At 51.9% G+C, this 11,660-nt stretch carries 10 protein-coding genes, 3 tRNA genes and 2 rRNA genes (1 of these 15 running past the window's edge); 8 read left to right on the top strand and 7 right to left on the bottom strand.

What is annotated here, in order from left to right:
* The 6 genes from SAMA_RS13600 to SAMA_RS13575 all read left to right on the top strand — a co-directional run.
* Positions 1-2,488 (top strand): 23S ribosomal RNA (locus SAMA_RS13600); it begins 406 nt to the left of the window's first position.
* Positions 2,489-2,573: 85 nt separating this feature from the next.
* Positions 2,574-2,649: transfer RNA gene (locus SAMA_RS13595), tRNA-Val, on the top strand.
* Positions 2,650-2,766: 117 nt separating this feature from the next.
* A 5S ribosomal RNA gene (gene rrf, locus SAMA_RS13590) occupies positions 2,767-2,882 on the top strand.
* A 23-nt stretch (positions 2,883-2,905) separates the two neighbouring features.
* Positions 2,906-2,982, top strand: a tRNA-Asp gene (locus SAMA_RS13585).
* 764 nt (positions 2,983-3,746) lie between these two features.
* Positions 3,747-4,748: a DUF4382 domain-containing protein gene (locus SAMA_RS13580; RefSeq protein ID WP_011760708.1), complete on the top strand. Its 1,002-nt coding sequence runs from the start codon at positions 3,747-3,749 to the stop codon at positions 4,746-4,748.
* Positions 4,749-4,937: 189 nt separating this feature from the next.
* A tRNA-Trp gene (locus tag SAMA_RS13575) sits at positions 4,938-5,014 on the top strand.
* Positions 5,015-5,109: 95 nt separating this feature from the next.
* On the opposite strand, the gene SAMA_RS13570 is transcribed toward SAMA_RS13575, so the two are convergent.
* Positions 5,110-5,583, bottom strand: a complete 474-nt coding sequence (locus SAMA_RS13570; RefSeq protein WP_011760707.1) for a Dps family protein — start codon at positions 5,581-5,583, stop codon at positions 5,110-5,112.
* A gap of 105 nt (positions 5,584-5,688) precedes the next feature.
* Between SAMA_RS13570 and SAMA_RS13565 the strand changes: the two genes are divergently transcribed.
* Together SAMA_RS13565 and rimI are read left to right on the top strand one after the other, a co-directional pair.
* Positions 5,689-5,958 (top strand): hypothetical protein, encoded by a 270-nt coding sequence (locus SAMA_RS13565; RefSeq protein ID WP_011760706.1) that lies wholly within the window; start codon positions 5,689-5,691, stop codon positions 5,956-5,958.
* The gene (rimI, locus tag SAMA_RS13560; RefSeq protein ID WP_011760705.1) at positions 5,958-6,407 is read left to right on the top strand and encodes a ribosomal protein S18-alanine N-acetyltransferase; all 450 of its coding nucleotides are present in this window, start codon (positions 5,958-5,960) and stop codon (positions 6,405-6,407) included. Before SAMA_RS13565 ends, rimI begins: the two co-directional genes overlap by 1 nt.
* 68 nt (positions 6,408-6,475) lie before the next feature.
* On the opposite strand, the gene lipA is transcribed toward rimI, so the two are convergent.
* The 6 genes from lipA to mltB form a co-directional block, all read right to left on the bottom strand.
* On the bottom strand, positions 6,476-7,441 hold the full coding sequence (gene lipA, locus SAMA_RS13555; protein ID WP_011760704.1) for a lipoyl synthase: 966 nt from the start codon (positions 7,439-7,441) through the stop codon (positions 6,476-6,478).
* Between the two features lies 1 nt (position 7,442).
* The gene (lipB, locus tag SAMA_RS13550) at positions 7,443-8,093 is read right to left on the bottom strand and encodes a lipoyl(octanoyl) transferase LipB (protein WP_011760703.1); all 651 of its coding nucleotides are present in this window, start codon (positions 8,091-8,093) and stop codon (positions 7,443-7,445) included.
* A gap of 94 nt (positions 8,094-8,187) precedes the next feature.
* Positions 8,188-8,454, bottom strand: a complete 267-nt coding sequence (gene ybeD, locus SAMA_RS13545) for a DUF493 family protein YbeD (RefSeq protein WP_011760702.1) — start codon at positions 8,452-8,454, stop codon at positions 8,188-8,190.
* A gap of 115 nt (positions 8,455-8,569) precedes the next feature.
* Positions 8,570-9,748, bottom strand: coding sequence for a serine hydrolase (locus SAMA_RS13540; RefSeq protein WP_011760701.1), 1,179 nt, complete (start codon positions 9,746-9,748; stop codon positions 8,570-8,572).
* A gap of 97 nt (positions 9,749-9,845) precedes the next feature.
* Positions 9,846-10,682: a septal ring lytic transglycosylase RlpA family protein gene (locus tag SAMA_RS13535; protein WP_011760700.1), complete on the bottom strand. Its 837-nt coding sequence runs from the start codon at positions 10,680-10,682 to the stop codon at positions 9,846-9,848.
* Entirely contained in the window at positions 10,663-11,652 is a 990-nt protein-coding gene (gene mltB, locus SAMA_RS13530) for a lytic murein transglycosylase B (RefSeq protein WP_011760699.1), read from the bottom strand. The genes SAMA_RS13535 and mltB overlap by 20 nt, the downstream gene beginning before the upstream one ends.
* Positions 11,653-11,660: the final 8 nt, after the last annotated feature.

Here is an 11,660-nt window from a genome sequence, read left to right as displayed (position 1 = left end):
CTCCAAGGCTAAATACTCCTGACTGACCGATAGTGAACCAGTACCGTGAGGGAAAGGCGAAAAGAACCCCTGTGAGGGGAGTGAAATAGAACCTGAAACCGTATACGTACAAGCAGTGGGAGCGGTTCTTGAGACCGTGACTGCGTACCTTTTGTATAATGGGTCAGCGACTTACGTTTTGTAGCGAGGTTAAGCGAATAGCGGAGCCGTAGGGAAACCGAGTGTTAACTGCGCGTTTAGTTGCAAGGCGTAGACCCGAAACCCGGTGATCTAGCCATGGGCAGGTTGAAGGTTGAGTAACATCAACTGGAGGACCGAACCGACTAATGTTGAAAAATTAGCGGATGACTTGTGGCTGGGGGTGAAAGGCCAATCAAACCGGGAGATATCTGGTTCTCCTCGAAAGCTATTTAGGTAGCGCCTCGGACGAACACCTTTGGGGGTAGAGCACTGTTAAGGCTAGGGGGTCATCCCGACTTACCAACCCTTTGCAAACTCCGAATACCAAAGAGTGCTATCCGGGAGACAGACGGCGGGTGCTAACGTCCGTCGTCAAAAGGGAAACAACCCAGACCGTCAGCTAAGGTCCCAAAGTAATTGCTAAGTGGGAAACGATGTGGGAAGGCTTAGACAGCTAGGATGTTGGCTTAGAAGCAGCCATCATTTAAAGAAAGCGTAATAGCTCACTAGTCGAGTCGGCCTGCGCGGAAGATGTAACGGGGCTAAGCAATTCACCGAAGCTACGGGTGTGCACGATAACGTGTACGCGGTAGAGGAGCGTTCTGTAAGCCGTTGAAGGTGAAGGGGTAACCCACACTGGAGGTATCAGAAGTGCGAATGCTGACATGAGTAACGATAAAGGGGGTGAAAAACCCCCTCGCCGAAAGACCAAGGGTTCCTGTCCAACGTTAATCGGGGCAGGGTGAGTCGACCCCTAAGGCGAGGCCGAAAGGCGTAGTCGATGGGAAACGGGTTAATATTCCCGTACTTCTGCTAACTGCGATGGAGAGACGGAGAAGGCTAGGCCAGCACGGCGTTGGTTGTCCGTGTTTAAGGTGGTAGGTAGTGTGCTTAGGCAAATCCGGGCACACATATACCGAGAGCTGATGACGAGTCACTACGGTGACGAAGTGGTTGATGCCATGCTTCCAGGAAAATCTTCTAAGCTTCAGGTTAGCAGGAATCGTACCCCAAACCGACACAGGTGGTCGGGTAGAGAATACCAAGGCGCTTGAGAGAACTCGGCTGAAGGAACTAGGCAAAATGGTACCGTAACTTCGGGAGAAGGTACGCTGCTGTTGGTGACGGGACTTGCTCCCTGAGCTGACGGCAGTCGCAGATACCAGGTGGCTGCAACTGTTTATCAAAAACACAGCACTGTGCAAACTCGCAAGAGGAAGTATACGGTGTGACGCCTGCCCGGTGCCGGAAGGTTAATTGATTGGGTTATCGCAAGAGAAGCTCATGATCGAAGCCCCGGTAAACGGCGGCCGTAACTATAACGGTCCTAAGGTAGCGAAATTCCTTGTCGGGTAAGTTCCGACCTGCACGAATGGCGTAATGATGGCCACGCTGTCTCCAGCCGAGACTCAGTGAAGTTGAAATTGCGGTGAAGATGCCGTATACCCGCGGCTAGACGGAAAGACCCCGTGAACCTTTACTATAGCTTGGCACTGAACATTGACCCTACATGTGTAGGATAGGTGGGAGACTTTGAAGCGGGAACGCCAGTTCTCGTGGAGTCAACCTTGAAATACCACCCTTGTAGTGTTGATGTTCTAACCTCGGTCCATGAATCTGGACTAGGGACAGTGCCTGGTGGGTAGTTTGACTGGGGCGGTCTCCTCCCAAAGAGTAACGGAGGAGCACGAAGGTTGGCTAAACACGGTCGGACATCGTGTGGTTAGTGTAATGGCACAAGCCAGCTTAACTGCGAGACAGACACGTCGAGCAGGTACGAAAGTAGGTCATAGTGATCCGGTGGTTCTGCATGGAAGGGCCATCGCTCAACGGATAAAAGGTACTCCGGGGATAACAGGCTGATACCGCCCAAGAGTTCATATCGACGGCGGTGTTTGGCACCTCGATGTCGGCTCATCACATCCTGGGGCTGAAGTCGGTCCCAAGGGTATGGCTGTTCGCCATTTAAAGTGGTACGCGAGCTGGGTTCAGAACGTCGTGAGACAGTTCGGTCCCTATCTGCCGTGGGCGTTGGAAGATTGAGGGGGGTTGCTCCTAGTACGAGAGGACCGGAGTGAACGAACCGCTGGTGTTCGGGTTGTCATGCCAATGGCATTGCCCGGTAGCTACGTTCGGAATCGATAACCGCTGAAAGCATCTAAGCGGGAAGCGAGCCCCAAGATGAGTCTTCCCTTGGACCTTGAGTCCACTGAAGAGCCGTCCGAGACCAGGACGTTGATAGGCAGGGTGTGTAAGCGTTGTGAGGCGTTGAGCTAACCTGTACTAATGACTCGTGCGGCTTAACCATACAACCCAGATGGGTTTCAGATGGTGTAGATAGTCTTGAAGAAACCAGACTTGATTGAAGTGATAACTCAATAGCACAGAATACCGGTCGCTTAGCTCAGCCGGGAGAGCACCTCCCTTACAAGGAGGGGGTCACTGGTTCGATCCCAGTAGCGACCACCATATTTACTGCAAAGCAGCTTTCCAGATTCAGGAACGAATTTATCAACTACATCCTTGTAGTTGACCCTAACGGGCCGCGCTAAAGCGCGTTTAAACTTTGTTCCATACAAGTTTATGTCTGGTGACAATAGCGCTCTGGTCCCACCTGATCCCATTCCGAACTCAGTAGTGAAACGGAGCAGCGCCGATGGTAGTGTGGGGTCTCCCCATGTGAGAGTAGGTCATTGCCAGACGCCTAATTTGGGCCTAGCCCAAAGGAGCGGTAGTTCAGTTGGTTAGAATACCGGCCTGTCACGCCGGGGGTCGCGGGTTCGAGTCCCGTCCGCTCCGCCAACATAAAGACGAAAGCCTCTGCAGTAATGCAGAGGCTTTTTTCGTTTTACAACATTTGCACTTGGTGTTGTGGTGTTGCGGATAAATCCGCCCCAGCGACACTAAAGCTTCGCGCTAACCGCCATGGATGTTGGGAATCTAGAAACGTCTGGAACGGTTTTCTACCCTCAGCTTGTGGCTGCGCCACATTCGCCCACCAACTGACATAAAGTCTTGCTGAAAACAGCGGGGCTTTTTTGTCTTTATCGCTCCCGAAAGTGCTGCGCACTTTGAGGTTCGGGCCAGCCAGCCGGCCCCATCCAATAGCGTCCTTGCTTAACAGCCCAGTTTGGCAAAATATATCCTTATACAAGAGCCAGTTCGGCCATCCTTGCCTCTCGCTCAGGAACTCATCGCTGCGCGATATTCACCCGTTACTTAAGACGAAAGCCCCTGCTGCTATTGTAAAAGGCGTGCACGAGTTTTTTTTATGGTGTCCCTGGAACGATGCCGCCGCCAACGTTACGAGAAATCTACCCGTGGGTGACCGCCGAAATCGCAGTCTTTTTGTAATTAACGCACCTCCAGTTTTTTGTGCCTAACAGAGTCTTGCTCTGAACGTAATGATAATTTGTCAGCCCTTTATGTCAGCTCACATTTTGAGGGAATACACACTCGTTTGTTAAATAGATGTTTTACTGCTTGATGAGGATCACAATTTTTAACTGCCAGCGGCCGGATGATGTATGGCTATTCAGCATCGCTAAGCCAGTTCGGGGGGTGAAATGAGGTGTTTAAAGTTCGTCATACTATTTTTCTGCGCATTTTTAATGGCTTGCGGAGAAAGCAATACTATTGATGGCAATCATTCGCCAACTATCCCTGCAAGTGGGAATCAAGCTGGCACCCTGAGTATCGATATATCCGACTCGCCTATGAGTGGGGTCGTCGGGGTCATAATTCAGCTGAATGAATTGGTGATGACCGATGAACTCAATAACCAGCATCGCTATTCATTGAAAGATAGAAAATTTAATCTTCTGGACTATCAGGGAAAAAAGAGTATCAGGATTGTTGATGGGTTGAGTGTTCCGACAGGTAATTACCATGATGTTCATATGACAGTGATAGCAGGGGATGGTAATAACGGTTGCTACGTTGAGGATGGCCAGGGTATCCATCCTATGCAGGTACAGGAAGGGGTGCTTCCTCTCATGAATTTTTCTGTGTCAGCCAACCAACACCAGAGCTTTACTATGGAGATTGGACTCTATCTGGGGCTCAATCATGATGATGACCATAACTACACATTGCGCCATCATGGCAGCTGGTCGGTAGATAATCATGTGATGGGGCATTTGCTGGGCGAGATGGATCCTCAGTGGATAGCAGATTGTGAAACCGCCAATGCTGTAATGCTTCCTGCCAGCGGTTCTTTTAGTCACTTAGCCTACCTATACCCTGATTCAGTTAACAGCCTCGCACAAATGGGCGATATGCATGACTCAACCCCTGAGGGACATGTTGCTCCCATTGCTGTCGCTCCTCTCAGGCAAGATACCTCTGGCCATTGGTTCTTCGAGATGGGGTATTTACCGGAAGGGATGTATCGTGTTGGCTATAGCTGCCTCGGTAATTTAGATAACCCGCATGCAGATGATATCCAGCATGGTTCATTTTCCATGTTTGCTGACGCAGGTTTTGTGAGGATCAGCGCCGGTGTAAATGGCGGGACTGAAACTGTAATGCAGTGCGGTAATGGAAATGGTGGTCATCACGGAGGATGACAGCGGAAGTTCGTAACGGCTCAGTCACAGTTGGCTACCTGTGCTTGTCAGCCAACCCTGATTCCTCTCCGGTGAGCACAGCGAATAGACAAACAGGTCTTTATGGCTGAAAAAGCCGCAACCAAGCGGTTTTCATTAAAAAAGTGCTTTACCTTTAGGGGGGTATTTTGCATAATGCCCTCCGTCAACAGGGGTGTAGTTCCAATTGGTAGAACAGCGGTCTCCAAAACCGACGGTTGCGGGTTCGAGTCCTGCCACCCCTGCCATATGCCAGAAAGGCCGTTCAGAAATGAACGGCCTTTCGTCTTTTCAGCGTTCGAGTAATTTGCATCCCCGCTTTACGTTGCAATCGGGCAGCGATTTAGTCCTCCAACAGGCTTCTTAGCATCCAGGCGTTCTTTTCATGGATACTGACCCTTTGGGTGAGCAAATCCACCGAGGCGTCGTCACTACTTTCTGCCGCGAGCGGGATGAGGGTTCTGGCACTGCGGATAATAATTTCCTGGCCTTCTATCAGGCTGCTAATCATGTCTCTTGCATTGAGGCTGCCAGTGTCTTCCTGAATGTCGGTTACGGCGGCAAAGGCGCTGTAGGAGCCTATGGCTTTTACACCCAAGGCCCTAACCCGCTCTGCAATACTGTCCACGGCGAGGGCAAGTTCGGTATACTGCTGCTCAAACATGAGGTGCAGACTGGTGAACATAGGGCCGGTTACGTTCCAGTGAAAGCTGTGGGTCTTGAGATACAGGCCATAGCTGTCAGCCAATAGCTTATAGAGACCTTTGGCGATGGCGATGGCGAGGCGATTTTGTTGGTCGATACCGTTGTTGATCATAATAGTCTCCTCCTGTTTTTGATTTAATTAGAATAATAAATTAAAAAATTCATTTGAAATTGAAATAATAGATTAAAGTGTTCGGTTCGATAAAGAGGATAGGCAATGGAAAAAGCGGCATATCTGGATGCCATGGGCATCGCCCGTTGGCGTGAGGTTGGCAAGCCTGCGCCTTTATCGCCTGAGTTGAAGCAGGCGATTAACAACATGTTTGATCATCCTCTGTTCGCTGAGCTTGAGTGCCAGGTTAAAGAGTCATTTATCGCACTCACACCATGTTCCGGCGAGAGTCGCTCTGTGTCACTGGGACAACTGGATACGCCTCAAGGCAAACGAGCGCTCTGGCATGCGCTCAGCACCTGCGGAGCCTTGTAATGAAGATTGAGGCACTCGGTCAGCACGATGCTCCGAATATGGCGTTCATTGAGTCTGAGGCTCACTCCCATCCGATGTCGGAGGGAGCCCTGGCCGATTGCTTCGGTCCTCTGTATCGCTGCAGTGGACTCTATCGTGACGATGTGCTGCTGGGATTTGCCATAGTGCAGCAGATAGTGGATGAGGCAACCCTGTTTGATATTTGCGTGCTTCCTTCGGCACAGGGGAAAGGTCTGGGTAAGCTACTGCTCGAGCAGGTGATTGCCGATGCACAAAACCATGGGGCTCAGGTGCTGATGCTCGAGGTTCGTGCCTCAAATATGGCCGCCATTGGCCTTTATCAGCGTCTGGGATTTACCGAGATTGGCAGGCGCAAGGGCTACTATCCAACAATAGATGGCCGCGAGGATGCGGTGCTGATGGATTTAAGGCTGGATACGGCTGATTAAGTTACCCCAATAAAAACGGCGCCAGTGCGCCGTTTTTAATTAAAGCCTGACTTTAATGCTAAGCCTGCTTATTTCACTTCCTTGCCCTGTGCCTGGAGGTCGGCATGGTAGCTTGAGCGCACCAGCGGGCCACAGGCGGCGTGGCTGAATCCCAGATCTTCGGCAATCACTTTCAGCTCATCAAATTCCTGTGGGCTCACGTAGCGCTCTACCGGCAGGTGGAACTTGGACGGCTGCAGGTACTGGCCCAGGGTCAGCATGTTCACATCGTGGGCACGTAGATCTTTGAGCACCTGAATGATTTCTTCGTTGGTTTCACCCAGCCCCATCATCAAACCAGACTTGGTTGGAATGTTTGGGTGACGCTCTTTAAAGCGCTTGAGCAGATCCAGTGACCATTGATAGTTGGCGCCCGGGCGAGCCTTGCGATAGTGCGCAGGTGCAGTTTCCAGGTTGTGGTTGAATACATCCGGTGGATTGGTACTCAGGATATCCAGTGCAACGTCGATACGGCCGCGGAAATCGGGTACCAGGGTTTCAATCTGGATGTGCGGATTCAGGGCGCGGATTTCACGGATACAGTCGGCAAAATGCTGGGCACCGCCGTCACGCAGGTCATCGCGGTCAACGGAAGTGATCACCACGTACTTGAGCTTCATATCGCGGATGGTCTTTGCCAGTTTAACCGGCTCATCGGCATCAGGTTTCAGTGGACGGCCGTGGGCCACGTCGCAGAATGGGCAGCGGCGGGTACAAATGGCACCCAAAATCATAAAGGTGGCGGTACCGTGGTTAAAGCATTCTGCCAAGTTAGGGCAGGAGGCTTCTTCACACACTGAGTGAAGGCCGTTGCTGCGCAGTGCCTGCTTGATTTCGGTGATGCGCTGATTGGAGGCAGGCAGCTTTACCCGCAGCCAATCTGGCTTTCTGAGCATGGTCTCACGCTCGGATGGCATGATTTTTACCGGAATTCGGGCGACTTTGTCTGCGTCACGCAGTTTGACGCCCGGCTGCAATCTTTCGGGTCTGTTCATTTTATTCTGCTAATCCTTGGTGATGGACCAGATGCTCATAGCCAAGAAGCTGGCTAAAGGTGAGGGTGAGTTTTTCACCTGCTTCGTTTACGGTATTGGGGCCGCCCAGTGCTTTGCACTGAACCATTTCCAGGCCGGCATAGCCACAGGGGTTGATGCGCTGGAAGGGGGAAATATCCATGTCGACGTTCAGTGCCAGACCGTGGAAAGAACAACCACGGCGGATTCGCAGGCCAAGGGAGGCGACTTTACGCTCGTCAACATAGACTCCGGGGGCATCGGCTTTAGCGTAGGCTTGTACGCCGTAGGGCTTCAGCATGTCGACTATGCTCTGCTCTATATGGGTAACCAGCTGACGAACACCGATTTTAAGGCGTTTGATGTCCAGCAGGGGGTATGCAACCAACTGACCCGGGCCGTGATACGTCACCTGACCACCGCGGTCTACCTGGATAACAGGGATGTCGCCGGGATTGAGGATGTGCTCGGCTTTACCGGCTTGCCCCTGGGTAAATACCGGAGGATGTTCAACCAACCAGAGTTCGTCCGGGCTGTTTTCATCGCGGTTATCGGTGTAATGCTGCATGGCGTGCCAGACAGTTTCATAATCCTGATTACCCAGATGTCTGATATGCAGAGTCTTGGCTTGCAAGGGCTACCTCTCCCCTCAGGTTCAGCGTGGCGGCATTATACGCCGCGGATGCCGAAATGTAACACAGAAGCGCTTACAGGGCGCGCCGGAATAATTAAAGTACCCGTTTTACGCCTTCGATGGCGGCAAGGGATGTGTACAGGGTTTCGATGTGGTCCTTGCTGGTGACGGTAACGCGAATGGTTACAGACAGGTATGTGCCCTTGCTGGATACCTTGCTGGTTGGGCTGTAATCACCTGGAGCATGTTGCTGAACCACGGCGACCACGCGATCGGCCAAAGTCTCGCTGGCATCTCCCACAACTTTGAAGGGGAATGAACAAGGAAACTCCAGATATTGGTCAAAAGTGGTGTTTAGCATAGTCGATTGTCTCTGTCGTGGGCTTGGGCCTCAAATATGGCGGCGATTATAGCCCAATCAAGGTCTGGGGGCGAAAAAAATGCCACCCGAAGGTGGCATTTTCATGGGAATCGGCTTAGCTCAGCCAGCTGGCGACGAGCTGCTTGAAGTAATCCATCAGCTTGGAGAACCAGCTGCCTTCATTCACTTCCTGCAGTGTTACCAGCGGGAATTGTGCTATGTCTTTGCCATCCAACTGGAAATACACGCGGCCCACTACTTCGCCTTTGGCCAGTGGAGCTTCCAATGGCTTGGTCAGTTCGAAGTTGGCCTGAAGTTCTTTGCCTTTGCCGCGACGAATGGTCAGAGGAGTGTCGGTAGCGACGCCCAGGTCGACACTTTCACGATCGCCATACCAAATTTGTTGATTTACGAAGCTGTCACCGGCCTTGTAGGGGGTGACGGTTTCGAAGAAGCGGAAACCATAGGACAGTAGCTTTTTGCTTTCGGCCTTACGGGAAGCCTCGCTGCTGGCGCCCATGACCACAGAAATCAAACGCATGTCGTCCTGTGTGGCAGAGGCCACCAGGTTATAACCCGCGCCAGAGGTGTGGCCAGTCTTGATACCGTCCACGTTCATGCTCTTGTCCCATAAGAGGCCGTTACGGTTGTATTGCTTGATACCGTTAAAGGTGAACTCTTTTTCGGAATAGATGCGGTACTCTTCCGGCACGTCACGGATAAGGGCGGCACCCAGAATGGCCATGTCATAGGCGGTGGTTTTGTGGTTGTCAGAGTCCAGACCGTGGCTGTTTTCAAAGTAGCTGTCGGTCATACCGAGTTGCTTCGCCCAGGAGTTCATCATATCAACGAAAGCATCTTCGGTACCGGCAATGTGCTCAGCCATGGCCACACAGGCGTCGTTACCGGACTGGATGATGATGCCACGGTTCAAATCGGCGGCTTTTACTGTTTTGCCTACCTCGATGAACATCTTTGAGGAATCGGGAAAGTTCTTTGACCAGGCGTTTTTGGTGATGGTGACGTCATCTTCCGGTGAGATGTTGCCCACTTTCATTTCATGACCAATCACATAGCTGGTCATCATCTTGGTAAGGCTGGCCGGATTCAGCTGCTCATAAGCATGTTCTTCAGCAATGATCTGGCCGGTGTGATAATCCATCAACACATAAGCTTTGGCGGCCACGGAAGGGGCATCTGGAACGACGGTCGGTGGTGCTGCAAAGGCGCTGGCAGACATAATGGCCAGGAGCAACATCGATTTTGGGGCGCTAGGTTTGATTACTTTCATCATTAACTACACGTTTTCTCAGGAGGTTTTAGTAAACGGTATGAAACCCGTCGAGTCTAACATTAATTGACAAGGGATTGCAGTGAAGGTTCCTTCATGTTCAGGATTTGGGCTCAGTAACCAGATAGCCACTTGGGTAACCCTGTTGGCGCATCTGCTGCAGCATTTTACTGGCAATACCTTCGTGGCCAAGGGGGCCCAATTGCAGGCGATAGAGGGTATCTTTTTCCTGTAAGCGATATCCGAGCTGGTATTTGGCGGCAAGTTCTTTACCCAACCGGTTCAACCTTTCTCTGTCTTTGGATGCCACAACCTGAATAAAGTAATGATTGGGATCCTGACTGCTGGTATAAGCCTCATTCTCCGGCGAAGGAATGTAAATGGTTTCAATCTCGACCCGGGCGGTACCCGTGTTCAACATGCCGAGGCGGTAGGCGGCGGCGTATGACAAGTCTATGATGCGCCCCTCGTGAAACGGCCCCCTGTCATTCACCCTGACTATCACTTCTTTTTTGTTATCCAGATTTCGTACGCGAACAAAACTTGGCAGGGGCAGGGTCTTGTGGGCCGCTGTCATGCTGTACATGTCATACACCTCGCCATTGGAGGTGTGGTATCCATGGAATTTGGTGCCATACCAGGAGGCGAGACCGGACTCACGGAAGTTGGCGGCGGACGCCAACACGTTATAGGACTTGCCCATCACAGTATAAGGTTTGTTGCCGCCCCTGCTGTAGGGCTCGTAACGGGGGATTGCATCGGGAACCTGGCTGACATCAGGCGCCGAGTCTGGGTAGGCATCGTGTTTTTGATGATACCTGTCCCCCTTGGTACTGGTTTTAGTGCTGCTCCCGGGCTCCGGCGAGGAAGAGCAACCACCCAGAATGAGTGTCAGAGCCAATAACGGCCAACAGGATTTAATACTTGGCATGCGCATGTTTAAGCTGCTCACTGAATTCATAGGCCGCCATGGCGTAAAGAGGGCTGCGATTATAACGGGTGATTACGAAAAAATTCTTAAAACCCATCCAGTATTCGTTGTGAGTTTCCTGCTCCAGTTTAAACAGCATTGCAGGCCGGGCAACATCCAGATCCCGTTTGTCCGCAAGGCCGAAGCCGTCTGCGAGTATATCGGATGCCTTGAGGGTTAACGGCTCTCCCTGCCAGAGCGAGGCTGTCGGCGGTGTTTCTCCGTAGCTTTCCAAGCGAAACGCGACAGGGTCACCGGTTTGCCAGCCATGTTGATGAAAATAATTGGCCACACTGCCGATGGCATCGGCGGGGCTGCCGAGCAAGTCTTTGCGGCCATCACCGTCAAAATCGACCCCATAGTAGCGGTAGCTGGAGGGCATAAACTGTCCAAACCCTATGGCACCGGCGTAGGAGCCTTTCAATGCGCTCACATCGAGTTTTTCTTCCTGCTCAAGTTTTTGAAGCTCGCCCAATTCTTTAAGAAAAAAACTGGCCCTGGGTGGGTAGTAAAACCCAAGGGTGTAGAGGGCATCGCGCACACTGTAGTTACCCATGGTTTGGCCGTAATGGGTTTCGATGCCGATAATGGCCACAATCATCTCCGGCTCAACGCCAAACTGCGTCGATGCCCTGTCGATGGTGCTCTCGTGAGTTCGCCAGAACTCGAGCCCTGCCTTGAGCCTCGTCTCGGTGAGAAAGCGTGGTCGGTAGAGATGCCAGGGTTTGGCTTCCCAGGGGCGGCTGATGGCTTCAATCACCTTGGGGTTATATTGGGCGCCGGCCAGAAATGCATCGATTTGAGATTGGGAAAAGCCAAGTGCACTCTGGCGGGAAATAAAACTGTCCCTGGCAGTGTCGATTTGTGTCTCGGCAGCGAGCACAAGATTGGCGGCAAGAAGGCCTGACAACAAGGCCAGGCCTGGGGCAAAACTCATCGGCATTC

The organism is Shewanella amazonensis SB2B (assembly GCF_000015245.1).
Taxonomy (GTDB): Bacteria; Pseudomonadota; Gammaproteobacteria; order Enterobacterales; family Shewanellaceae; genus Shewanella; species Shewanella amazonensis.
This window is presented reverse-complemented; position numbering and strand designations above follow the sequence as displayed.

Excerpts from the sequence above, each read along its gene's own strand:
- SAMA_RS13540 (WP_011760701.1), bottom strand. The coding sequence starts at position 9,748 with ATGATGAAAGTAATCAAACCTAGCGCCCCAAAATCGATGTTGCTCCTG.
- mltB (WP_011760699.1), bottom strand. The coding sequence starts at position 11,652 with ATGAGTTTTGCCCCAGGCCTGGCCTTGTTGTCAGGCCTTCTTGCCGCC.
- SAMA_RS13535 (WP_011760700.1), bottom strand. The coding sequence starts at position 10,682 with ATGCGCATGCCAAGTATTAAATCCTGTTGGCCGTTATTGGCTCTGACA.
- SAMA_RS13570 (WP_011760707.1), bottom strand. The coding sequence starts at position 5,583 with ATGATCAACAACGGTATCGACCAACAAAATCGCCTCGCCATCGCCATC.
- ybeD (WP_011760702.1), bottom strand. The coding sequence starts at position 8,454 with ATGCTAAACACCACTTTTGACCAATATCTGGAGTTTCCTTGTTCATTC.
- SAMA_RS13580 (WP_011760708.1), top strand. The coding sequence starts at position 3,747 with ATGAGGTGTTTAAAGTTCGTCATACTATTTTTCTGCGCATTTTTAATG.
- SAMA_RS13565 (WP_011760706.1), top strand. The coding sequence starts at position 5,689 with ATGGAAAAAGCGGCATATCTGGATGCCATGGGCATCGCCCGTTGGCGT.
- rimI (WP_011760705.1), top strand. The coding sequence starts at position 5,958 with ATGAAGATTGAGGCACTCGGTCAGCACGATGCTCCGAATATGGCGTTC.
- lipA (WP_011760704.1), bottom strand. The coding sequence starts at position 7,441 with ATGAACAGACCCGAAAGATTGCAGCCGGGCGTCAAACTGCGTGACGCA.